The sequence below is a fragment of the Acinetobacter lwoffii genome (assembly GCF_024129115.1).
GTDB classification, from domain to species: Bacteria; Pseudomonadota; Gammaproteobacteria; order Pseudomonadales; family Moraxellaceae; genus Acinetobacter; species Acinetobacter lwoffii_T.
Map to the genome: position 1 here is coordinate 505,722 of NZ_JAMXXO010000001.1, position 21,856 is coordinate 527,577.

24 protein-coding genes, 1 rRNA gene and 1 pseudogene are annotated in these 21,856 nt (G+C 42.7%); 16 read left to right on the forward strand and 10 right to left on the reverse strand.

Going from position 1 to position 21,856, the window contains the following annotated elements; translation table 11 throughout:
- Positions 1–111 precede the first annotated feature (111 nt).
- The 5 genes from NI470_RS02465 to NI470_RS02485 all read right to left on the reverse strand — a co-directional run bounded on the left by NI470_RS02465 (position 112) and on the right by NI470_RS02485 (position 4,342).
- Positions 112–1,164 carry a porin gene (locus NI470_RS02465; RefSeq protein ID WP_005097084.1) on the reverse strand — a complete coding sequence of 351 codons (1,053 nt, stop codon included), beginning with the start codon at positions 1,162–1,164 and terminating at the stop codon, positions 112–114.
- Between the two features lie 344 nt (positions 1,165–1,508).
- Complete coding sequence (locus tag NI470_RS02470; RefSeq protein WP_253147495.1) at positions 1,509–1,922, reverse strand: HIT family protein; 414 nt, start codon at positions 1,920–1,922, stop codon at positions 1,509–1,511.
- Between the two features lie 31 nt (positions 1,923–1,953).
- Positions 1,954–2,223: a YARHG domain-containing protein gene (locus tag NI470_RS02475; protein ID WP_004278704.1), complete on the reverse strand. Its 270-nt coding sequence runs from the start codon at positions 2,221–2,223 to the stop codon at positions 1,954–1,956.
- Positions 2,224–2,309: 86 nt separating this feature from the next.
- Positions 2,310–3,182, reverse strand: a complete 873-nt coding sequence (locus NI470_RS02480) for an NAD(P)-dependent oxidoreductase (RefSeq protein WP_121980012.1) — start codon at positions 3,180–3,182, stop codon at positions 2,310–2,312.
- A gap of 62 nt (positions 3,183–3,244) precedes the next feature.
- The gene (locus NI470_RS02485) at positions 3,245–4,342 is read right to left on the reverse strand and encodes an alpha/beta fold hydrolase (protein WP_253147494.1); all 1,098 of its coding nucleotides are present in this window, start codon (positions 4,340–4,342) and stop codon (positions 3,245–3,247) included.
- A 142-nt stretch (positions 4,343–4,484) separates the two neighbouring features.
- Between NI470_RS02485 and NI470_RS02490 the strand changes: the two genes are divergently transcribed.
- From NI470_RS02490 to trpB, 9 genes and pseudogenes are all read left to right on the forward strand, one after another.
- Complete coding sequence (locus tag NI470_RS02490; protein WP_005100072.1) at positions 4,485–5,672, forward strand: O-succinylhomoserine sulfhydrylase; 1,188 nt, start codon at positions 4,485–4,487, stop codon at positions 5,670–5,672.
- Positions 5,673–5,700: 28 nt separating this feature from the next.
- Complete coding sequence (locus NI470_RS02495) at positions 5,701–6,030, forward strand: YbaB/EbfC family nucleoid-associated protein (RefSeq protein WP_004278699.1); 330 nt, start codon at positions 5,701–5,703, stop codon at positions 6,028–6,030.
- Between the two features lie 13 nt (positions 6,031–6,043).
- Complete coding sequence (gene recR, locus NI470_RS02500) at positions 6,044–6,640, forward strand: recombination mediator RecR (protein ID WP_004278698.1); 597 nt, start codon at positions 6,044–6,046, stop codon at positions 6,638–6,640.
- A gap of 178 nt (positions 6,641–6,818) precedes the next feature.
- Positions 6,819–7,961, forward strand: coding sequence for a ribonuclease D (locus tag NI470_RS02505; RefSeq protein WP_005252043.1), 1,143 nt, complete (start codon positions 6,819–6,821; stop codon positions 7,959–7,961).
- 130 nt (positions 7,962–8,091) lie between these two features.
- Positions 8,092–8,397 carry a YcgL domain-containing protein gene (locus tag NI470_RS02510; RefSeq protein ID WP_004278695.1) on the forward strand — a complete coding sequence of 102 codons (306 nt, stop codon included), beginning with the start codon at positions 8,092–8,094 and terminating at the stop codon, positions 8,395–8,397.
- A gap of 21 nt (positions 8,398–8,418) precedes the next feature.
- Positions 8,419–8,802 carry a hypothetical protein gene (locus NI470_RS02515; protein ID WP_184413068.1) on the forward strand — a complete coding sequence of 128 codons (384 nt, stop codon included), beginning with the start codon at positions 8,419–8,421 and terminating at the stop codon, positions 8,800–8,802.
- Positions 8,803–8,822: 20 nt separating this feature from the next.
- Positions 8,823–9,674, forward strand: a complete 852-nt coding sequence (locus NI470_RS02520; protein WP_005262763.1) for an AAA family ATPase — start codon at positions 8,823–8,825, stop codon at positions 9,672–9,674.
- A 13-nt stretch (positions 9,675–9,687) separates the two neighbouring features.
- Positions 9,688–10,875 (forward strand): vWA domain-containing protein, encoded by a 1,188-nt coding sequence (locus NI470_RS02525; protein WP_114542031.1) that lies wholly within the window; start codon positions 9,688–9,690, stop codon positions 10,873–10,875.
- 203 nt (positions 10,876–11,078) lie between these two features.
- Positions 11,079–12,193: pseudogene (trpB, locus tag NI470_RS02530) on the forward strand (tryptophan synthase subunit beta).
- A gap of 130 nt (positions 12,194–12,323) precedes the next feature.
- On the opposite strand, the gene NI470_RS02535 reads toward trpB, so the two are convergent.
- The 3 genes from NI470_RS02535 to NI470_RS02545 form a co-directional block, all read right to left on the reverse strand.
- Positions 12,324–12,755: a CBS domain-containing protein gene (locus NI470_RS02535; RefSeq protein WP_004278688.1), complete on the reverse strand. Its 432-nt coding sequence runs from the start codon at positions 12,753–12,755 to the stop codon at positions 12,324–12,326.
- 104 nt (positions 12,756–12,859) lie between these two features.
- Complete coding sequence (locus NI470_RS02540) at positions 12,860–13,240, reverse strand: DUF2750 domain-containing protein (RefSeq protein WP_004645256.1); 381 nt, start codon at positions 13,238–13,240, stop codon at positions 12,860–12,862.
- A 151-nt stretch (positions 13,241–13,391) separates the two neighbouring features.
- Positions 13,392–13,625 (reverse strand): SEL1-like repeat protein, encoded by a 234-nt coding sequence (locus tag NI470_RS02545; protein WP_004278686.1) that lies wholly within the window; start codon positions 13,623–13,625, stop codon positions 13,392–13,394.
- A gap of 224 nt (positions 13,626–13,849) precedes the next feature.
- Between NI470_RS02545 and NI470_RS02550 the strand changes: the two genes are divergently transcribed.
- Complete coding sequence (locus tag NI470_RS02550; protein WP_253147647.1) at positions 13,850–14,209, forward strand: hypothetical protein; 360 nt, start codon at positions 13,850–13,852, stop codon at positions 14,207–14,209.
- 98 nt (positions 14,210–14,307) lie between these two features.
- Positions 14,308–14,631 carry a hypothetical protein gene (locus NI470_RS02555; protein WP_004731236.1) on the forward strand — a complete coding sequence of 108 codons (324 nt, stop codon included), beginning with the start codon at positions 14,308–14,310 and terminating at the stop codon, positions 14,629–14,631.
- On the opposite strand, the gene NI470_RS02560 is transcribed toward NI470_RS02555, so the two are convergent.
- On the reverse strand, positions 14,555–16,129 hold the full coding sequence (locus tag NI470_RS02560) for a M16 family metallopeptidase (RefSeq protein ID WP_253147493.1): 1,575 nt from the start codon (positions 16,127–16,129) through the stop codon (positions 14,555–14,557). The genes NI470_RS02555 and NI470_RS02560 overlap by 77 nt on opposite strands.
- Positions 16,129–17,538: a M16 family metallopeptidase gene (locus tag NI470_RS02565; RefSeq protein WP_253147492.1), complete on the reverse strand. Its 1,410-nt coding sequence runs from the start codon at positions 17,536–17,538 to the stop codon at positions 16,129–16,131. Before NI470_RS02565 ends, NI470_RS02560 begins: the two co-directional genes overlap by 1 nt.
- Positions 17,539–17,715: 177 nt before the next feature.
- Here NI470_RS02565 and ftsY point away from each other — a divergent pair, with 177 nt between their 5' ends.
- The 5 genes from ftsY to NI470_RS02590 form a co-directional block, all read left to right on the forward strand.
- Complete coding sequence (ftsY, locus tag NI470_RS02570) at positions 17,716–18,819, forward strand: signal recognition particle-docking protein FtsY (protein WP_191112106.1); 1,104 nt, start codon at positions 17,716–17,718, stop codon at positions 18,817–18,819.
- A 177-nt stretch (positions 18,820–18,996) separates the two neighbouring features.
- Positions 18,997–19,686: a nitroreductase family protein gene (locus tag NI470_RS02575; RefSeq protein ID WP_253147491.1), complete on the forward strand. Its 690-nt coding sequence runs from the start codon at positions 18,997–18,999 to the stop codon at positions 19,684–19,686.
- 196 nt (positions 19,687–19,882) lie between these two features.
- Positions 19,883–20,476, forward strand: a complete 594-nt coding sequence (locus NI470_RS02580) for a nitroreductase family protein (RefSeq protein ID WP_086044744.1) — start codon at positions 19,883–19,885, stop codon at positions 20,474–20,476.
- A 202-nt stretch (positions 20,477–20,678) separates the two neighbouring features.
- Positions 20,679–21,293 carry a DUF2057 family protein gene (locus tag NI470_RS02585; protein ID WP_005100087.1) on the forward strand — a complete coding sequence of 205 codons (615 nt, stop codon included), beginning with the start codon at positions 20,679–20,681 and terminating at the stop codon, positions 21,291–21,293.
- 474 nt (positions 21,294–21,767) lie between these two features.
- Positions 21,768–21,856, forward strand: a 16S ribosomal RNA gene (locus NI470_RS02590); the annotation flags it as partial.

Consider the following 21,856-nt stretch of genomic DNA (forward strand, 5'->3'; position numbering starts at 1 on the left):
TGAATATCAGTATCATAATCTTTCACATCATATTTATATTGATAAAAAACACACCAAAAAAAGAACATGCTGGAGGCATGTTCTTTTTAAGCTTTGTGAGGGAGACTGGACTTAGAAGTCGTAACGCATGCCTAGAGAAAGACCTAGGCTGTCTTCACCGCGTGCGCCACCTACAGCATTGGTACGACCTTGTGCCCAAGGGGTAAGGTTTGAGTTTTCATCATTTAGTACAGTTGCTATGTTGCCATAAATGCGGACTGTTGGATCTAAACGGTGTTCAAGTCCGATTGCCAGTAAAGTTGCATTTGCATCATCGGCATCGACATCGCGGTGGAATACTTCACCACGGAATGAGGTTTTTGGTGCAAATTTATATTCACCGGCTACACCAAATACTTGTGCATCTGGGTTTGCTTCAGAATTATCGTGTTGAAGGAATTGATATAAACCGCCCAGGTTGAATTCAGGTGTGATTTTGTAAGCACCTGCGATACGGAAACCATCACGTTCGCCACGGGCAGCTTCTTCTTCATAGTGTTCATAGGCAGCAGCGAAATCAACTTTACCTTCTTTATAGGTTAAAGCGAGGTCGTAAGCTTTATCTTTGTCTTTAGCGCCATCTTTAGTGGCATCCGGGCTATTTGTTTCATGTAGTGACATCGCACCTAATACGTTGAAACCACCACCAAATTTTGGTGATTTATATTCAATGGTATTGGCATTACGTTCATCAAAACGCAGGTTGCCTACACGCGTAACGTTACGAACGTCACCGACCATATCACCAAAGAAGTTGACCGGGCCACGTGCTACTTTGAATGGGCTGTCAAAACGGCCGATACGCGCTTGACCAAAATCACCTTTTAAACCAACAAAAGTATCGCGAGTTGCAAATTCAACATCATCATTTGCAGAACCACTTGCAAAGTTAATTTCCTGTTCGATTTGACCAAATACAGTCATACCATTTTCTAGTTTTTGTTCAGCTTTAAAGCCTAGGCGTGAAGAGTTTGAAGAAAGACCTACTTCGTTATAATCCTGGCCATCATCCAGATAATCTAAAGAAACGTGTGCACGACCATACACTTTAACATCAGCAGCAGCTGCCATCACTGGTGTTAAAATTGTTGCCCCGATTGCTAATGCAGATAACGTTTTTTTCATGTGTTGCTCCAATAAAGACTTTTTTATTCATCGTCTTAAAAACAAGTTTCAGTATTGTTTTGAAACATCTACTGCTCTATTGGTGCCAAGTATTCATTACAAATAAGTCAATATGATTAAGGAAATATTTCAGAAATATTAAAGACAATCATTGTCTTATTTTTTATAGGATTATGAGTGGGGTAAGCAGGATTGATGCAAATACAGCTAAGCTCGGTGTTTGCTGCAAAACTTAAAAATAAGCTAGGTGACTTTTACTGATATTTTATTGGCTTAATCAAGAGTGAAATACATTAGACATAAAAAATGGAGCCGAGGCTCCATTTTTAGGTATTAAGAATAGCTTAAAGGGCAGCTTTAATTTTCTCAGCCAGCGCTTTAATTTTTTCCTGGTCGCCCATTTGTGCTGCATGTTTGCCCAGATTGTGCAAAGAGGTAGGAACCAGATGGAAATGTATGTGTGGTACGGTCTGACCCGCTGCGGCCCCTGATAATTGCATCAGCACGATACCGTCCACACCTAAACCTTTTTCAATGGCTTTTGCAACTTTCTGTACGATCTGAATCGTATAGGCTGCAGCTTCAGGGGGTAGATCCAGTAAAGTGATCGCCGGAGTTTTCGGAACCACGAGAGTATGACCTTCTGCCTGAGGCATGATGTCCATAAATGCAAGAACCTGGTCATCTTCATACACTTTTATCGCAGGAAGTTCACCGCGTAGAATTCGTGCAAAAATATTCTGATCATCATAAGTCATAAGTATATTCCTTGAGCGTCATTAAACTGAATTATTTACAGTTCAATTCTTTCTGACGATCTTTGATCGCGTCAAGACGTTGTTGCTCTTTTTCCGAGAATTTTGGTTTGGTTGTATAGCAATTGTCATTACCAAACTTGGCTTTTGCTTCAGGATCTTTGAAACAGAAACCTTTAGACGCATAAATCACGTCATGATCATTTTTTAATTTTTTGCACTCTTGTTCAGATGCAAGAACCGATGTTGAAGCCCCGAACAAAGTTGCAAAGCCAATCAATGCTGCAACAGAAAATTTCTTCATGAGAGTTTCCTCTGGGTTATCCACTATATGTGCCTGCCTACTAGTCACAATATGAGGTTTCGTTATCATTATTCAATGGCGAGATATTACTCGATGGTAATATTACTCCATGATTCATACATTTTCACAGCGCTGGAAAAATCACTGTTTTTATCCGACAGATCGCTGGCCGCCTGAATCAGATTCTGGGTCAACGAGAGCACAGGCGCAGAAAGTTTGGCTTCACGCGCAAGGTCGATTGCAATGCCTGTATCCTTGGCCAAGAGTGGCAGGGCAAAGGTTACAGGAAAACTGCGGTTTAAAATACGCTGTGGCAATACGGTTTCAGTCACCATACTTTTACCGCTGGAAGCATTAATACAATCCAGTGCTTCATGCAGGTTTACCCCATGCGCTTTCAGTGTAGTAAAGCCTTCTGCGACAGCACACAGGTTTACAGCCATTAACATATTATTTACGGCCTTCACTGCAAAACCCGCGCCAGATTCACCGACATGCTTGATCAGTTTGCCAAAAGCCTGCATCGCAGGAAGGGCTTTTTCATAACCCTCTGTATTACCGCCCACCATCACAGTTAACGTGCCATTTTCAGCGCCAATGGTTTGACCGCTGACCGGTGCATCCAGAAAGATTACCCCATGTTCAGCCAGTTGTACTGCCAGTTTTTGGGCAGAATCCGGTACACCACTGGTGCAGTCGACCCAGACTGAACCGGATTTAAACGGTAAATTTTCCAGAAGTCGTTCAACGTCAGCGCTAGTTGGCAAGCATGAAAAAATCACATCTGCCTGTACGGCCTGTTCCAGTGTGACGGCTTGGGTGCCATATTCAGCAGCATGTTGCTCTGCTTTGTTAAAGCTGCGGTTCCAGACATAGACCGTATCAAACTGCTTGGGTAAATGTGCAGCCATACGAAAACCCATTGCACCTAGGCCGATAAATGCCACTGACTGAATCATGCTGTACCCTCTGAATATGTTTAAAGCTATTTAATATTTTTTTCTGGTGCGGGGAATCTACACTAAACATCAAGACGTGTAGAGCGCTGCACCAGCCAGGTCGTCATTTTGGGCCAGAATGTATTTGCCGTTTTCTGGTTCGACATTAGTCCAAGATGACCACCCGGTATAAGAGTAAACGTCTTATCTTGGCTACTTGTCAATTCCATCAAAGGCTTAGCTGACTGTTCTGTGACAATCTGATCGGTTTGACCTGCACCTACCAACAGGGAGCAGCTGATATTTTTAAGATCAACGACACGGCCATCCAAAGTGATAGAACCCTGTTTTAAAGGATTTTGCAGCCATAAATGCAGCACCATGTCCTGATTAATCCCACCTGGATAATCAATCATCTTGTTCAGGAAATTCCCCATAGTGGCATGTTCATAGACATCTTCGACATGGTCCAGATTCAGTAAAAACTGCTTCTGGCTTTTAAGCCAGCCGATCGGGTCAAGTAACTTGAAGCCCAAGGCATTTACAATACCCGGTGTATGAATATATTGCTTCGGGATCAGTCCTTGATGAATGGCTTGTTGCAGATTTTTATTTTTAGAAATCAGTTTATTGGTCGTAGAAAAAAGTTTGCCGACACGTCCTGACGCATAACTGTCGATGGGGCTACCGACCACGATCAGATTCTTGACATGTTCAGGTGAATGCAGGGCAGTATAGAGCGTGACAAACACGCCAGCCATACTCCAGCCATGCAGGGAAATGAACTGACTGCCTGAATGCTTGCAGATGGTTTCAATAGATTGAGGAATGGCTGTATCGATAAAAGATAGAAAATTCAGGTGGCGGTGCTTAAAGTTAAAGCGTTTCCATTCCACCAGATAGACATCAAAACCACTATGCTGAAAATGCTTGACCAGAGAGCGATAAGGATACAGATCATAGATATCCATATTAATCGCCAAGGGTGCGATGAAAACCAGAGGCTCCTTATATTTTTTCTCAGGTGAAGCATAATAGCGAATCTTGCAAAACTCGGTGCCGGCAATATATTCAAAAGGGGTTTTTTGCGACAGGATCAGTGAGGAGGCATTAAACACCCGGGTGCTGAGGTGTTTCAATTTTTTTTGCTGGCGCTGAAAGTTTTGTTTTAACTGAATCATGTAAATAAAATATCCGTATCCGCGGGAGGATTGATCGAAGTCTAAGCAATAATCGCTTATTATGCCTTGACCTGAAATAGCTTAGGCGCTCAAAATGTTGGCAAATTTTTACAAAAGGCAGCCTGAGGGCTGAGGTAAAGCGATGAGCCAGCAAGACGATATTTCTTACCAATTAGAAACTTTAGCCATTCGTACCGGTCATACCCGCACTTTTGAAGGTGAGCATGGCGAACCGATTTTTCTAACATCGTCCTTTGTGTATGAAAATGCTGCAGAAGCCGCAGCCAAATTCTCAGGCCAGGAGCCGGGCAATATCTATTCTCGCTTTACCAATCCGACCGTTGCCATGTTTGAAAAGCGTCTGGCTGCACTTGAAGGTGCAGAGCGCGCCGTCGCCACCAGTTCGGGTATGGCAGCCATTATGGCAGTGATGATGGCTTTTTTAAAAGCGGGTGATCATGTGATCTGTTCACGTGCTGTCTTCGGCTCTACGGTTTCCATGTTTGAAAAATATGTCGCAAAATTTGGCGTCAGCGTTGATTTCGTTGATTTGACCGATCTTGATGCATGGAAAAATGCCATCAAGCCTGAAACAAAAATTCTCTTTGTTGAATCTCCATCGAATCCTTTAGCGGAAGTAGCCGATATACAGGGACTCGCTGATATTGCGCATGCCAATGATGCTTTACTGGCGATTGATAACAGCTTCTGTACACCGGTGTTACAACAACCAATCAAATTTGGTGCAGACCTGGTAGTGTATTCTGCGACTAAATATCTGGATGGTCAGGGCCGCGCCTTGGGTGGTGCTGTCGTAGGTAATCACAAGTTACTAGAAGAAATCTTCGGCTACGTGCGTACCACAGGCCCGTCAATGAGCCCATTCAATGCTTGGGTCTTCCTAAAAGGCTTGGAGACACTACGTTTGCGTATGCGTGAACATTCAGCAAGTGCTCAGCAACTGGCTGAATTTTTGAATCAGCATCCAAAAGTAGAAAAAGTATATTATGCGGGCCTGCCTGAGCATGTCGGTCATGAACTGGCAGCAAAACAGCAGAGCGGTTTTGGCGGTATTGTGTCTTTTGAAGTCAAAGGTGGCCGTGAGGAAGCGTGGACTGTCATTGACAATACCCAGTTTATTTCGATTACCGGCAATCTGGGCGATGTAAAATCGACTATTACCCATCCGGCGACCACGACACACGGTAAATTGTCGCCTGAAGCCAAAGAAGCCGCTGGTATTCGTGAAGGTTTAATTCGCGTATCTGTTGGTTTGGAAGAGATTGGTGATATTATCCAGGATATTCGTCGCGGTTTAGACCTGATTTAATTTTATAAATTTATGTTCGGAGATATTTATGAACATTAACATGTTGATGCAGCAAGCTCAGCGCATGCAGAAAGAAGTTGAAAATAACGTAAAAAAAGCCAAAGAAGAGCTTGCGCAAACTGAAGTGCATGCCGAGGCGGGTGGTGGTCTAGTGAAAGTAACCATGACTTGCCGTAACGTGGTGAAACGTATCGAAATCAATCCTGAATTACTTCAGGATGATCCAGACATGATTGAAGACCTGATTGCAGCTGCAATGAATGATGCAGCACGTCAGGCAGAAGTGGTATCTGACGAAAGAATGAAAGCAGCAAACTCAGGCATGGGTTTGCCGCCTGGTCTTGCAGGTATGTTCTAAGGAAGAATGCGCAATGTTTAGTGATCGTTTTGATCAACTCGTTCAAGCATTACGCATTTTGCCAAGCGTTGGGCCGAAATCGGCTCAACGTATGGCATTGCATATGATCATGAAAAATCGTGAGGGTGCTATTGGTCTGGCACATGCGCTGACTGAGGCAACCAATTACATTCATGAATGTTCAGTCTGTCATTCTTTGACCGAAGACGAAGTCTGCAATATCTGTACTTCGCTGGATCGTGATGATGAATTGCTTTGCGTAGTAGAATCACCTGCAGATGTCATGGCGATTGAACAAAGTGGCAGCTTCAGAGGTAAATATCATGTATTGGGTGGACATTTATCGCCACTGGATGGTATTGGACCAGAAGAAATCGGTATTCCGTACTTATTGCACCGTTTGGCCAATGGTCAGGTGAAAGAAGTGATTCTGGCGACCAATGCTACGGTAGAAGGTCAGGCCACGGCGCATTATCTGGTTGAGGCCAGCAAACATTTGCCGATCCAGATGACCCGAATTGCCCAAGGCGTACCTCAAGGTGGTGAGCTGGAATATGTCGATAGCCATACCTTGAGTCAGGCAGTACATAACCGGATGCGCATGAAGTAAGCTGAGCTTAAATATCTTGTTAGTTTTAATATAAAAAAGATATTAATTAGAATATAAAACCTGATAAGTAAGCGCCATTTTTTAGGAAATAGGGCAGAATTGACGTTATTTTTTATACAAAAATTCTATAGGTCAGTTAATATGGATCTATCGAGAATCTAATCTTAGACTCAGTTCTATGTTTCAATTTATTCAACATCAAAACGACTTAACTCATGTACTGAAGCTGATGGATCAGAATTCAGTGTATGGGCTGGATACCGAGTTTATCAAGGTTGATACCTTATGGCCTAAGCTGGGTGTTTTTCAGATTAACGTAGACAACAAGGTTTATTTGTTGGATGGAACCACGCTGGATCTGACTGAGTTCCTCAATAAAATTTTTAACGCACAGCAGAATATTTTTCATGCCTGTAGTGAAGATATCGACCTGATCTATCACTATACCCAGAAGAAATCACTGAGCAATGTGTTTGATACCCAGGTCGGCATGTCATTTTTGGGGCATGGTCTGCAAGTCAGCTATCAAAATGCGCTGAAGCAAATGCTGGAAGTTGATATCGAAAAAGACCAGACCCGTTCTGACTGGTTGGCGCGTCCACTCAGTTCCGAACAGTTGCTGTATGCTGCCAATGATGTGCATTATCTGGTGCAACTGTCAGAGAAAATTAAACAGGATCTAGATTCGAAAGATCTGCTGGATTTTGCCTTGCAAGATTGCCGGTTTCTGACTCAGGAAATTGGCGAAGATACCCCAACTGCCTTGTTGTATCAGGATGTCGGAAATTACCGGCATTCACGCCGTCAGCTGATGCAATTGCAGCAATTAATGGTCTGGCGTGATCAGATTGCCAAAGCACTGAATCAGCCACGCAGTTTCATTTTAAAAAATGCCAGCATGATTGATCTGGTGGAAAAATTCCCGCGCAATAATTTCCAGCTGAGTCATGTGAAAGACATTCGTTCGAATGTGGTTCGTGAGCATGGCAAAACCATTTTAGATTTACTGAAATTCCTGCCGGAGCCGGCAAACTGGCCTTTACGTCTGGCACGTCCAATTCGCCATTCTTCCAAAGATATCGGCGAAAAAATTGATTCAATTATTCAGAACGTCGTCAATGAAACCTCAATTCCGAAAGAAGTCCTGATGCGCAAGAAATGGCTGAATGCTTTGTATCAGCATGTGGTTTTTCATAAGGACGAGCAGGATCTGCCGGATTATCTGCTTGGGTGGCGCTATGAGTTATTAACTCGGCCACTGATTCAGGTATTGCATCAGGACGAATCTTATCTGTCTACCCAGATGAAAGTCAGCGAGTGATTAGCTACAGGATTGGTTAAAGAAAAAGCAATTATACAAAATCACGACTGATGCATGAGACGTGGCTAATGTTTCTGTCTTTTTTTTGATGTATCCTTGCGGTTGTTTTTCCAGAAAAGTCGTTTGAAATATGCAAGTGTCTATCTACAAATCCAGTAAAAAAAGTGAAATGTATCTGTATGTGGCGCGTCCTGCGAATGAAAGCGAAGCTGAAACATTCGAACCTTTAAGCGTATTGACTGAAGCAGTACAGGCAGCATTTGGACGTGCGACTTTTGTCATGCATCTGGAGTTAAGCGAATCACGTAAACTGGCACGTGCCAATGTCTTGCATGTCATGGATTCTATTGAAACCCGCGGGTTCTTCCTGCAAATGCCGCCAGAAGGCTTGATTGATCCAAACGCTGTGGCACCAGAAGGTTTACGCGGTGCTTAATGTTAATTCAGGAGTTGTGAAATGAATGGTTATGTGGCTGTATTAGACTCAATTCCTGAACAGAGCATTGCCGTAGCAGTTTATCTGCTCGGCAGCCTGATTGCTTTATGGTGCTGGTATGGCGTAACCAAGCACCTGCCTAAACCTGCGGGCGGTTTTTTGTGGATTGTGGCCTTTGCCATTCTGCTAACACCGACGGTATCTGAGGGGTCGAATGCGTCCATTGCACCTGCGATTTTCGGTCTGTTATTTGGGATGCTGACCAAAGAGCAATCCCTGGTTTGGATTAATGCGTCACTTATTTTATTTGTCATTGGGATTGGATCTGTGATTGGCTATTGCTGGTCGATCTATGTGTCGAACAAAAGCAATATTCGTGTTCACGAGAAAAGTTCACCGCTGTAAGTAAAAAATAAGGTTCAATCATGTCTGCTGATATTCAACAATTTTCAGGTACCGATCAGTACATCGCGACTGACAGTTTAAAACTTGCGGTGAAAGCTGCACGCAGTTTGCAAAAACCGTTGCTGGTCAAAGGTGAGCCGGGTACAGGTAAGACTTTACTGGCCGAGCAAGTTGCAGAAAGTCTGGGTTTGGAACTGATCACCTGGCACATCAAGTCTACTACCAAAGCACAGCAAGGTCTGTATGAATATGATGCAGTATCGCGCTTGCGCGATAGCCAGTTGGGTGATGACCGTGTCTATGACATCAAGAACTACATCAAGCCGGGCAAATTGTGGGAAGCATTTACCAGTGAAGAACGCTGTGTTCTGCTGATTGATGAAATTGACAAGGCAGACATCGAGTTTCCAAATGACTTGCTGCATGAACTCGATAAAATGTCGTTCTATGTGTACGAGACAGGCGAGACCATTACCGCAACTCAGCGCCCAATCGTGATCATTACCTCAAATAATGAAAAAGAATTGCCAGATGCTTTCCTGCGTCGTTGCTTCTTCCATTACATCGAATTCCCGGATGAAGCCACCATGCGTGAAATCATTGATGTGCATTTTGCCAATATCTCGACCACACTGGTGAATGAAGCCTTACAGGTTTTCTTTAAATTGCGCCAGATTCCGGGTTTAAAAAAACCACCTTCAACGTCTGAACTGATCGACTGGCTCAGTCTACTCATGGCTGACGACATGCCGGAAGATATTCTGCGCAATACTGATAAATCTAAAGCAATTCCACCTTTGTACGGTGCATTAATCAAGAATGAGCAAGATGTGCAGTTGCTCGAACGTCTAGCATTTATGTCACGTCGTTAAGGGAGAAACACGCATGTTTGTGCGACTGTTTTATACCTTACGCAAATACGGCGTGCCGGTATCGACTCGTGAGCTGATTGACCTGAATCAGGCGGTTGCTGCAGGTCTGGTGTTTGCCGATCAGGATGAATTCTATCAGCTGGCCAAAACCGTCATGGTCAAGGACGAGCGCTATTTCGATAAGTTCGATCGCGCCATGAAAGACTATTTTGATGGTATCGCGACCTTTGATCTGGATGAGCTGCTAAATCAGGTGCATAAGCTGCCCAAAGACTGGTTTGATCTGGAGTTGCTGGAAAAGCATTTGACCCCGGAGCAGCGCGAAGAGCTGAAAAAAGCCGGATCGCTGGAAGAACTGATGAAAATGCTAGAAGAGCGTCTGCGCGAACAGCATAAAAAACATCAGGGCGGCAACAAGATGATTGGTACCGGTGGCACTTCACCCTTTGGTGCCTATGGCGATCATCCTGAAGGTGTGCGTATTGGCGGGCCGGGGCGTAAGCGTTCTGCGGTGAAAGTGTGGGAGCAGCGTCAATACCGCAATCTGGATGATGAACAGATTTTAGGTAGCCGCCAGATGCAGATGGCATTGCGCCGTCTACGAAAATTTGCCCGTCAGGGGGCAGCCGAAGAGCTGGATATTGACGGGACAATTCGTGAAACTGCCAAGCAGGGGATTCTGGATGTGCAATTGGTGCCGGAGCGTCGTAACCGCATCAAAGTACTGATGCTATTTGATGTTGGCGGTTCGATGGATGCGCATATTGCCCAGTGTGAAAAGCTGTTTAGTGCTGCGAAAACCGAATTCAAGACCCTGGAATATTTCTATTTTCATAACTGTCTGTATGACTATGTCTGGAAAGACAATATTCGCCGTTCCAGTTCACGTATGAATACCTGGGATTTGTTCAATACCTATGGGCGCGATTATCGCGTGATTGTAGTCGGTGATGCCAGCATGGCACCCTATGAGCTGAATTCTGTCGGTGGTTCGGTTGAATATATGAATGATGAGGCTGGGCAAGTCTGGTTGCAGCGTCTACGTCAGCATTTTGATAAAACCGCTTGGCTGAATCCTGAAGAAGAAAAATACTGGCATTATACCCATACTATTGGTCTGATCCAGCAAATATTTGAAAATCATATGTTTCCAATGACGCTGAAAGGCATTGAAGACATGACTAAATATCTGGCGCGTTAATTCCATTTATCTATAAGTGACTTTAGTTAGAGTTATTAGTGATTTAAAAAAAATTATTCTAGTATAAAGTCACTCATTATCTCTTATTTAAAATTTCAGGCATGATTATGGCTCATCAAATTAATGGTATTGCGTTACCGAATGAAGAGGGTTTTTTTGGTCAGTATGGCGGTCAGTTTATTCCACCCGATCTGAAACAGGCCATGGATGATATTAATGTGGCCTATCAGGAAATTCGTCAGACTGAAGAATTTCAGAATGAATTGAAAGACCTATTTGCTCATTATGTCGGTCGTCCAAGTCCACTATTTCATGCCAAACGTCTTTCTGAACAGCTCGGTGGAGCCCAGATTTATTTGAAACGTGAAGATCTGAACCATACTGGCGCGCACAAGATTAATCATTGCCTAGGTGAAGCACTACTGGCCAAATATATGGGCAAGACCAAAGTCATCGCAGAAACTGGTGCCGGCCAGCATGGTGTTGCTTTGGCAACTGCATGTGCCTTGGTGGGTATTCCGTGTGAAATTCATATGGGGCAGGTGGATATCGAAAAAGAGCATCCAAACGTCGTCAAGATGAAAATTCTGGGTGCCAAGCTCATTTTTCTGTGACTCGCGGTACAGCCACACTCAAAGATGCAGTCGACAGTGCTTTTGAAGAATATTTGAAAGATCCGAAAAATTACATCTATGCTATCGGTTCGGTGGTTGGACCGCATCCATTTCCGATGATGGTTCGTGATTTTCAGTCGATTATTGGTGATGAAATTAAAGTTCAGGCCAATGAACGTTTTGGTGCAAATCCTGATTATGTCGTTGCCTGTGTCGGTGGCGGTTCTAATGCAGTGGGTGCATTCACTGCATTTTTAAATGAACCAGATGTGAAACTGGTAGGCGTTGAGCCGGCAGGTCATGGTCTGGATACTGACAAGCACTCAGCAACATTGACTTTAGGTAAACCGAGCCAGTTACATGGGATGGCCTGTTATGTGCTTGAAGATGAACAAGGCGAGCCATTGCCAGTGCATTCAATTGCTTCTGGTCTGGATTATCCGGGTGTGGGGCCGCAGCATAGCTTGCTTAAAGATTTGGGTCGGGTTGAGTATACGACTGCAACCGATCAGGAATGTCTGGATGCATTTATGACCTTGTCCCGTGTAGAAGGGATTGTGCCTGCACTAGAAAGTTCGCATGCGGTGGCTTGGGCAATTCGTGAAGCGGGTAAATTGCCAAAAGATACCAAAATTGTGGTGAACTTATCGGGTCGTGGTGATAAAGACTCAGATTACGTCGCAGAAAAATTAGGTCTAAACTGATTTTATTCAGAATGTTCATATAAAAAAATCCCGATACACGTACCGGGATTTTTTATGCATCAGATATAAAACTTTATCTTGGTGTCACTTAAGTGATCTTCAAATGCCTTAGAGGAAGCTAAATGGTGTTTTAACCTGAGATATATTGCTGTAACTGTTCAATCAATTTGCGTTGGTCATCCATGGCCGCTTTGACCAAATCCCCAATTGAAATCAGACCGATCAGTTTTTCATGTTCGACCACAGGTAAGTGGCGTAGGTGGCGTTCAGTCATCAAAGATAAACAGTCTTCTACGCTAGTAGCTGTATTTACGGTAATCACTTTAGAGGTCATGATTTCATTAACAGTGGTGTCGAATGAGGTTCTTTGCATCAGGGCGATCTTACGCGTGTAATCCCGCTCTGACAAAATCCCCACCACGTTGTCTTCATGGGTTACCACAAGCGCCCCGATTCCTTTATCCGCCATCAAAGTGATGGCCTCTAAAACGGTAGAATCTGGACGGATGGTATAAATAGCTTGATGCATTTTTTCACTGAGCACCTGTGCCACATTGGTCATGCTTAATCATCCTTATTGGTTAATTTATTATTAATCCTAGAGTATGTATTCAACCTGAACATCTCTAAGTGTTTAGGTTTTAGTCTTTATAAATAGCATGTTATTTAAGCAATGTGCAGTCTTTGTTGCGAAAAAAACAGATGACGCATCTGTGCAGCAGTCAGTTTGAGTTTGGTTCCATTGGTATTGAACAGCGCTGGCGTAACATTCAGTCGCGACAGGGTGGGTAATAATGCATTTTCAAAATCTTCAGAATTGATTTTACGTGGAATGTAATCCGGCCAATGTTGCTGGGCATAATTTTTGGCATCCAGCGGATTGAGCCAGAATGGGAAGATACAGTCTTCCTGGTCACGCATCATCGCCCAGCCTTGGTGATATGCGCCCCATAGCTCGCCACAATTCATCAAAGATTTAAGCATCGTGATCTTTAACAGAAAGTTTTTGCAGATCGGATCAAATTGAATAATTTTTCGTGGTTTCATTAGAATAAAGTGCTATTGGAGTTCAGGCTCTATTCTAGGAACTTTATATGAAATTACTGTTTCAGCTTTGCAAGGATTCGTAAGAAAATATGTATTGATTGCTATTTATTGAAAAAAGGGCTGAAAAAAACGCCACCTAGGTGACGTTTCTTTATGCTTGCATGGTGGCCATGTTTTGCCAGTACTGGGCTTTGAGTGAATCTCGTTCTACACGGAAACCTTGATAATAAAGTTCTGCTAAAAAAAGCGCTGCTTTACCATGGCCAGCACGAGCGGCTTCTTCAAGCTGTTTTACCGCATCAGCAAAGTTCATTTGCGATTGAATGGTATTCACGGCATCTGCGTACAGATGTTCCAGATCGTGTTGAGAGAGTTGTTGTATCATATAAAAACTCCTTAATTTTAATTATGATTACAGGATAGACTATTTAGTCTAAATACAAATATAAATTAGTATTGTTAAACTAATATTACAAAATAATGGAAAAGTCAACTATTCAATTTTATTTGTTTACTTCAGTTATAGTTTAACTGATTAAACTATACACAACTATAAATATTATTAAGCTACATTGTAAATGGATAGCAAACAATAAGGAGAAGGCCATGATGACAAGAACTTTAGATGGTGTGAAATTTGATATGCCTCCGACTGCAGGTCAAACTATGGAACTTGCCGATTTGCATCGTAAAAAACTCGATCAAGCTATATTCAGTAAATATACCCATCTAGGTGATTATGGGCTGGCACAACGTAAAGAAGTCTACGACTTTACCCGGGCGCTGGACGAAAACCAGCGTGAGCAGTTTTATAAACTCTATAATGGTGAGCTGGTCCGCATTGCAGATGAGGATCGCTTACATCCGCCTGAAGCAGAAGCCGGTTTAAGTAAATTTGCAATTGCACTGGTATTACTTGTTGTTGCATTGGTGCTGTATTCAACAATTATTACCAGAATCATGAATTAGTCCTCGAAATAGCAGGATTCAGCTCTTATGAATATTCAGTGCGCTGACTTGAACTTATGTAACTGCGACCATACACTACCTCTAACCTGAGGTAGTGTATGTCTATAGATACAGAAAAACTAAGCCAATTTTTCAGCAGAATCAAACTGGAACAGATTTATAACAGTGTGGTTATTTTTATTATTGCGGTCATTCTACTTTTAGCCGCATTTGCTTTATATCGTCCGTTGAGCCTTTCCCAAGTCACCCAGATTCAACAACTGTCTAAACAGCAAAACCTTCCCCAAACCCAAGATATGGCACTCGCCTTGTTAGAGCAGCAGCATATCCGTCGTGGGCAGTACCTTAAATTGATGCAGGCTTATCAGCAGGAATCGCTTCGGGCACGTCAGCTTCCGCCGGTCTCTGTGGAGATGCCTTAGGCATAGGATTTGTTGGTAAGTAATAATTGGCATCCATTAAATTCTGTTCCAAACGCATTTTCAAAGCATTTTGATCCAGTTCTTTATTGACAACGACCAGGGTTAAGCGATCAGGATGAAAATGCTTGCGCACTGCATTTTGTACATCCGCCGCTGTGATTCTAGCCAAGCGTTCTGGATAACTGGATAAATAATCCGTTTGCTCACTATAAAAGCCCATATTGCCCAGCTGGGCATTAATGGTGGCATTACTGCTGTAATTGTTAGGAAAGGCGCGTAACATGCCTGCTTTGGTTTCTTCCAGACGCTGAGTATCAATAGGTTGACTGACAAAGTTGATAAATGCTTGATGTGCGACCTGAATACTCTCCAGCAGTTGATCCTGACGCGTGGAATACTTAAAGCTGAATACGCCCGGTGCCTGACTAAAGCTCAATGAACTATAAGCGCCATAAGTAAAACCACGTTTTACCCGCAGTTCCTGCATGAGTACCGCATTAAATCCGCTACCGCCAAACATGCGATTGGCGACCTCTAAAGCCAGTTTATCTTCAGTAAAGCGGGTTGGGCCTAAATGCCCAAAGGTGACATGCGCCTGAGACGAGTTATAGGGTAGATGTACCACTTCAAAGCCAGATTGAATTTCAGGCTGTGGCAATGTTTCTGCTTTTTGCCCTTGAGGTAAGTTGCCGGCAATTCGTTCAGACAGTTCGAGTGCCTGTTTCGGGCTGAGTTTGCCAGTAATGGCAATATTCATATTTTGCGCCACCAAAAACTGATCACGAAATTTTTTCAATAATTCTGCATTAATTTTCTTGGTGCTGCCTTGGGTGCCGCTGATTGGTTCTGCATAAGGGTGCTGACCATATAAAGCGCGATAAAAACGGATATCCATCAGTCGGCTTGGGTTTTCCTGCAGCTGTTTTTGTCCCACTTGGGTATTACTTAAAGCCAGATTAATGCTGGACGGTTTAAATGACGCATTCTTAAGAACCTCCATCAGCATGCTCAATGCAGGTTCCAGTTTTTCCGGATCTGAAAGCGTACGCAGGCGAACTACAAACATATCCCGATAGGCTTGTACGCTGAATTGTGCTCCGGTTTGGTCAAAAACTTCCGCCACCTGATTGGCGCTATATTTGTCGGTTCCTTCACGCATCAACTTGGCTGCCATATTCGACAGACCATATAGACCTTTGGCAATTTCCTGATCACGGGCTGAACCGGCATTAAAGGTCAGTTGGATATCGACCATGGGAAGATCTTGCGTTTCAACAAACAGTGTACGTACCTTGTAGCGATTGTTCAGATCATGAATATAAGGCGCCTGAAAATCCCGTTGCGGATTAATATTTTTTAAGCTTTGTAGCAAGGGGATAGACTGTAACTGACTCAGATTGTCATTTTGGTCAGGTTGAGGGTCAAGATAGTTTTCTGCATGGGTAGCCGAGCTAAGACTTAAAATTGAAATAAGCAAAAATGGATGAAGTCGAAGCATTATAATCCCCGTTTCTGGGTGTTTTGTTCAGGTGATAGATAAAGTGTGCTGAGATTTTCACGCACAAAATAGGCGTTGGCGACGCGCTGGATATCCTGAACACTGACACTTTCAAAGTGTTTCGGTAATTCATCCATCAGGCGATAACTCAAGCCATTGACCTCCAGATTGCCAATCATTTTGGCCTGGCCGGCAATATCATCCTGGCTATAAATCAAATTGGAAATAAAGCGGGTGCTGATACGATCCACTTCCTGTTGGGTTATCGCTGTAGTTTTAAGTAAATCTACTTCATCCTGAATCGCTTCTTGTGCTTCTTGCAAAGAGATGCCCGGCGCAGGTAAGGCAGAAATACCAAACAGGCTGTCGCCGCGATTATAGGGATCATAAGAAACGCTGACAGAGGTCAGAATTTTACGATCACGTACCAATCGGTCTTGCAGACGCGAAGAAATGCCACTGTCCAAAAGACTGCGAATAATGGTCAAGGCATAAGCATCTTGGGGATTTTTTGCAGTGCTGAGAGATTTTACATTCCATGTCATGTACAGATTAGGCACTTGAGCACTGCTATTAATTTCCATATGCCGATAACCTAAGCGTTCAAATTCCAGTACGTCATTGCGCGCTGGTGTTGGACGTGCGGGAATGTCAGCAAAATATTTTTGTACCTGAGCCAAAGCAGCTTCAGATTCTACATTCCCCACAATCACCAAAATGGCATTATTCGGACTGTACCAGTCCCGATACCATTTTTTGACATCATTCAACTGAATATTATTCAGGGTTTTCATGTGTCCAATCACTGGCTGGCGATAATGGCTGGTCGGATAACTGATCCATTTAAATCGTTCAAAAGCTTGCGCACGCGGATTGTCATCGGTGCGTTGGCGCCGTTCTTCCATGACGACTTTAATCTCTGGCTCGAAGTCCTGTTGTCGAAGCAGTAAATTACTCATCCGATCAGACTCAAGTTCCAGCGCCATAGGAAAATAGGCTTTAGGATAGAGCTGATAATAATTGGTGTAATTAGTAAAGGTAGCCGCATTGATACTGCCGCCATAAATCCGGCTCAGGCGGGTAAATTCGTCATTTGGCACTTTATCAGTGCCTTTGAACATCATATGTTCAAGCGCATGTGATACCCCCAGAATATTTCCAGATTCATCGCTGCTGCCGACTTTGTACCAGATTTGTGTCATTACCATGGGCGCACGATGGTCTTCCCGAATAATGACTTTTAAACCGTTACTTAACGTAGTTTCAAAAGTAGTCCGTGATAATTCGCTTCGGGTTTGTGCCTGAGCCGAGTTAACACTTAAGCTAAGTAAGACCGCTGCGCCGAGTGGATAAAGCGTCTGTTTGATTATTGGCGAGAAAGAGGAGATAGTCAAAAAGGTGATGAACACTAGATCTCCTGAAATAGGCATTTGTATTTAGAGTTATTTTTAATAAATGTGTGCTTGAAAGCAACCGAGAGCTGTAGCTTTTTGGTATGTTTGTCCAGCATTTGCATTGCTAGCTGCAAAGCAGGCAAGTTATGGTAGAATCTGGGTTTTTAACGCAATGCTTTTCAAGGATTCGGCATGCAACAGCAATCTAATGGGCAAAACAAATTTTTGATTGATGCTGATATCGGAGATGATGATGTCACATTACCGAGCTTACCTGCGGTGAATGTGCCTATCGTAGAAACGCCAAGCGAAACCGTTGTGGTTTCTGCACCTGTCGAAACAGAAACTGAAAATGAAGATTCTGCTGCGAAAGGTGGCTTCTTTAGCCGTATGAAAGTGGGTTTAACCAAAACCCGTAAAAACCTTGCCGATGGGATGGTGAATATCCTGATCGGTGGTAAAGAAATTGATGATGAATTATTAGAAGAAGTCGAAGAGCAGCTTCTGGTGGCCGATATCGGTGTGGAAGCCACCAAGACCATTATCGCTAACCTGACTGAACGTACGGCACGTGGTGATTTGATCTATTCGCATTCACTCTATAAAGCGCTTCAGGAAGAACTGGTGGCTTTATTGGCACCACGAGTAAAACCGCTACACATTGATCCGAATAAATCGCCTTATGTGATTCTGGTGGTTGGTGTGAATGGTGTCGGTAAAACGACTACCATTGGCAAGTTGGCAAAACGTCTGCAAGGTGAAGGCAAGACCGTCATGTTGGCAGCAGGTGATACTTTCCGTGCGGCTGCAACTGAACAGCTACAGATCTGGGGTGAGCGTAATAATATTGCGGTTGTTGCTCAGGGTCATGGTGCTGACTCAGCTTCAGTGATTTTCGATGCTTTTGAAAGTGCGCGTGCCAAAGGCGTGGATGTATTGATTGCAGACACAGCGGGCCGTTTGCATAACAAAGGTCATTTGATGCAGGAATTGACTAAAGTAAAACGTGTGATGCAGAAAATTGATGCCACTGCACCGCATGAAGTGATGTTGGTGGTCGATGCCGGTACTGGCCAGAATGCCATTAATCAGGTCGAGATGTTTGATGAGGCGGTAGGCTTGACGGGCTTAACTATTACCAAACTTGATGGGACTGCCAAAGGTGGTGTACTGTTTAATATCGCCAGTCGTACTCATGTGCCGATTCGCTTTATTGGTGTGGGTGAAAAAATTGATGACTTGCGTCCATTCTCTGCCAAATCTTTTGTTGCTGCATTATTTGAAACTGAAAAATAAATAATGCGCAATGCTTCACACAAACTCCGCCAAGTGCGGAGTTTGTTGTTTTTGCCTGGTTTGAGTGTTGTAAAAATCAACAGCAAAACCACCACTAAATCTGCTCATCTCAACAAAGGCCTTATAATTGTATGGGATTCTCTAAGCTGATTTGGCTTGTTTTTTGTGGGGTAGAAAATGGCATTGCTAAATAAGATTGGTCAGGTATTAACAAGCGATATAACCAAGGATTTTAAATTTTCAAGAAAAAATAAACTGAATGATGATTTAGAACTGACTTTTGTCAATCAATTGAAAAAGCGCCGTAGTATCGATCAACTTGGTAAGCGGGTACATTCTAGTCAGGCTTATCTTAGCGAAATCATTCAGGAAGCAGTGCGGAGTTGTCCTTCGGCTTATGATTCTCAAACTACGCGCATTGTGGTGTTATTTGCAGATTCTCATCATCAATTCTGGGATATCGTAAAAGAAGTGCAGCGCCAGCATGTTCCAGAGCATATTTACGAAGGAATTGAAATCAAGTTGAATCAATGTGCTGCGGCCTATGGCACGGTCTTATTTTATGAAGATCAAGCGGTGATTCAACAATTGCAAAAAAAAATGCCATTAAATAGTGAGGATTTTCCAGCGTGGTCGGAACAAACTTCCGGTATGGCACAATTTGCTGTATGGACGACGCTAGCAGATTCTGGCTTAGGGGCATCCTTACAGCACTATAATCCACTGATTGATGAAAGGGTCGCTGAGCATTTTCAGATTGAAAAGAGCTGGTTGTTACGGGCACAACTTTGCTTTGGATCAATTGAACAAACAGTAGAAGAAAAATTACAAAAGCCGGATCAGCATCGTTTCAAAGTATTTAATTAAAATTTTATAGAACACTTTATATGTGACAGCATGGAAGCTGCGGATAAAATCAGATACAAATACGCTACTCAGATCTAAATCTGATTGTTCTATAAATAAAACACATTGTTATCGAAATGCACCTGTCTTGGGTGTTTAAAGCACGTAATATGACTTTATCGATTTTTTAATAATCAAAATATACAGAGGTGGGTTCATGGCATTTTTAGATCAAATCAAACAACGTCGTAGCATTTATTCAATTGGAAAAAATGTAGATCTGGATCAGACAGAAATTGAGAGAATTATTAAAGATGCGGTGAAGCACAGTCCGTCATCTTTTAACTCGCAAACCTCGCGTGTGGTGATTTTATTTGGTCAATCACATGATACCTTCTGGCATATTGTACGTGAAACTTTACGTGACCTTGTTTCAGCAGATGCATTTGAATCAACTAATAGCAAGATCAATGCTTTTGCAGCAGGTTATGGTACCGCACTGTTTTATGAAGATCAGAACGTGGTGAAGTCGATGCAGGAGCAGTTTGCACTCTATGCCGATAACTTCCCGGTCTGGTCGGAGCATTCTTCCGCTATTGCACAGTTTGCAACCTGGACCGCTTTGGCAGAAAAAAATATCGGTGCTTCATTGCAGCACTACAATCCAATTATTGATGAAGAAGTTGCACAAACTTTCGAGATTCCATCTCACTGGAAACTTCGCGCTCAACTGGTATTTGGTTCGATTGAAGCTCCTGCAGGTGAAAAAACCTTTATGGATGATGCAGAACGCTTTAAGACCTTTGCGTAAACGATTTTAGGTTATAAAAAAGAAGCACTTTGATGCTTCTTTTTTATGTCTTAGAGTTGTATTTAGATATGATGTGATATGTCTAGCTAAATAAATGCTAAAAACACAGGCTGTATCGCTCCAGCTTTTGTCATAAGATTGTCATTTAGACGCGGCATAGTGCAGCTAATTTTTAATAAACAACCAAAAATGAGTATAGGATATGGGTTTACGTATTGCGGCAACTGCAGCAGTGTTTCTGTTTAGCACACCAGTTTTTTCGGCAGTGACCGTCACAGTACCTGAAGAAATAAAAATTGTTGCCGTAAATGATCAAGAGGTGAACTCGGGTCTATTACGTTCTAATCAGACTTATAGCTTGGATGCAGGTGTAAATGCGATCAGCGTACGCTATAACGAATTTTTCCAGCATTCAGACAATTCACATGACATTTTAAAGTCAGGTGTGGTTACGGTAAAAACACCAAGCCTTAAAGATGGTGAAACTTACCGTTTAGCACTTATTCAGGCGCCTAAAGATTTTGATGCAGCGCAAAAATATAAAGATCAGCCCATTATTGGCCTATATGATGCGAAAAATCAGCTCTTAGTCCAGCAGACGGGCGCTAAAGATTCAGCGAAACCATGGTTTGGAAATCGCGTATTGACTAAAAAAGTAGATATGACAACTCAAGCCGCGACACCAGTTCATCAACCGGCAGCTATATATACTCAGTCAGTAGAACAGAATGATCAGCAGCTGATTCAATTATGGCAGAAAGCTTCTAAAGCTGAACGTCAAAAATTTATGACTTGGCTCGCTGAGCAGACAAATTAAAATATTTTGATGAAGAATCAAAAAGATCACCATTGAGGTGATCTTTTTTTATGAGATGAAGGCTAGAAAATTAACATTTGCTTAAACTTTTCATGCGGAATTAGCTAGAAAAACGCAAAAAAGTGTTAAAAATAGCCTTTTAGATTAAAAAATAAACGCATGATTGGTTTTTTTGAATATTTTTAAGAAAAGCCCTTGCGCTCGTTTTGAAACTGTATAGAATACGCAGCACACCAACGCAATGCATGAAACGAAACGAAACGTTAAGTGATTGGGTTGGAGCTTGAAACTGACGAGGTTTTAAGAAGATCATTAAGAGATTATGAAGAACAACTTGTGTGGATTTTTACTGGTTGATTGATCGAAATTATTTTCATTGATTGATGGTAGAAATTACTCGAAGTTTATTTGAGAAATATTTGTCAGAAAATTGATGAGCCAAGATTGGCACCCTTTAAAGGTGCTATTGATTTTAAACTGAAGAGTTTGATCATGGCTCAGATTGAACGCTGGCGGCAGGCTTAACACATGCAAGTCGAGCGGGGAAAGGTAGCTTGCTACCT

Coding starts and splice junctions, on each gene's coding strand:
- NI470_RS02465 (WP_005097084.1), bottom strand. CDS start 1,164: ATGAAAAAAACGTTATCTGCATTAGCAATCGGGGCAACAATTTTAACA.
- NI470_RS02470 (WP_253147495.1), bottom strand. CDS start 1,922: ATGACTTATGATGATCAGAATATTTTTGCACGAATTCTACGCGGTGAA.
- NI470_RS02475 (WP_004278704.1), bottom strand. CDS start 2,223: ATGAAGAAATTTTCTGTTGCAGCATTGATTGGCTTTGCAACTTTGTTC.
- NI470_RS02480 (WP_121980012.1), bottom strand. CDS start 3,182: ATGATTCAGTCAGTGGCATTTATCGGCCTAGGTGCAATGGGTTTTCGT.
- NI470_RS02485 (WP_253147494.1), bottom strand. CDS start 4,342: ATGATTCAGTTAAAACAAAACTTTCAGCGCCAGCAAAAAAAATTGAAA.
- NI470_RS02490 (WP_005100072.1), top strand. CDS start 4,485: ATGAGCCAGCAAGACGATATTTCTTACCAATTAGAAACTTTAGCCATT.
- NI470_RS02495 (WP_004278699.1), top strand. CDS start 5,701: ATGAACATTAACATGTTGATGCAGCAAGCTCAGCGCATGCAGAAAGAA.
- recR (WP_004278698.1), top strand. CDS start 6,044: ATGTTTAGTGATCGTTTTGATCAACTCGTTCAAGCATTACGCATTTTG.
- NI470_RS02505 (WP_005252043.1), top strand. CDS start 6,819: ATGTTTCAATTTATTCAACATCAAAACGACTTAACTCATGTACTGAAG.
- NI470_RS02510 (WP_004278695.1), top strand. CDS start 8,092: ATGCAAGTGTCTATCTACAAATCCAGTAAAAAAAGTGAAATGTATCTG.
- NI470_RS02515 (WP_184413068.1), top strand. CDS start 8,419: ATGAATGGTTATGTGGCTGTATTAGACTCAATTCCTGAACAGAGCATT.
- NI470_RS02520 (WP_005262763.1), top strand. CDS start 8,823: ATGTCTGCTGATATTCAACAATTTTCAGGTACCGATCAGTACATCGCG.
- NI470_RS02525 (WP_114542031.1), top strand. CDS start 9,688: ATGTTTGTGCGACTGTTTTATACCTTACGCAAATACGGCGTGCCGGTA.
- NI470_RS02535 (WP_004278688.1), bottom strand. CDS start 12,755: ATGACCAATGTGGCACAGGTGCTCAGTGAAAAAATGCATCAAGCTATT.
- NI470_RS02540 (WP_004645256.1), bottom strand. CDS start 13,240: ATGAAACCACGAAAAATTATTCAATTTGATCCGATCTGCAAAAACTTT.
- NI470_RS02545 (WP_004278686.1), bottom strand. CDS start 13,625: ATGATACAACAACTCTCTCAACACGATCTGGAACATCTGTACGCAGAT.
- NI470_RS02550 (WP_253147647.1), top strand. CDS start 13,850: ATGACAAGAACTTTAGATGGTGTGAAATTTGATATGCCTCCGACTGCA.
- NI470_RS02555 (WP_004731236.1), top strand. CDS start 14,308: ATGTCTATAGATACAGAAAAACTAAGCCAATTTTTCAGCAGAATCAAA.
- NI470_RS02560 (WP_253147493.1), bottom strand. CDS start 16,129: ATGCTTCGACTTCATCCATTTTTGCTTATTTCAATTTTAAGTCTTAGC.
- ftsY (WP_191112106.1), top strand. CDS start 17,716: ATGCAACAGCAATCTAATGGGCAAAACAAATTTTTGATTGATGCTGAT.
- NI470_RS02575 (WP_253147491.1), top strand. CDS start 18,997: ATGGCATTGCTAAATAAGATTGGTCAGGTATTAACAAGCGATATAACC.
- NI470_RS02580 (WP_086044744.1), top strand. CDS start 19,883: ATGGCATTTTTAGATCAAATCAAACAACGTCGTAGCATTTATTCAATT.
- NI470_RS02585 (WP_005100087.1), top strand. CDS start 20,679: ATGGGTTTACGTATTGCGGCAACTGCAGCAGTGTTTCTGTTTAGCACA.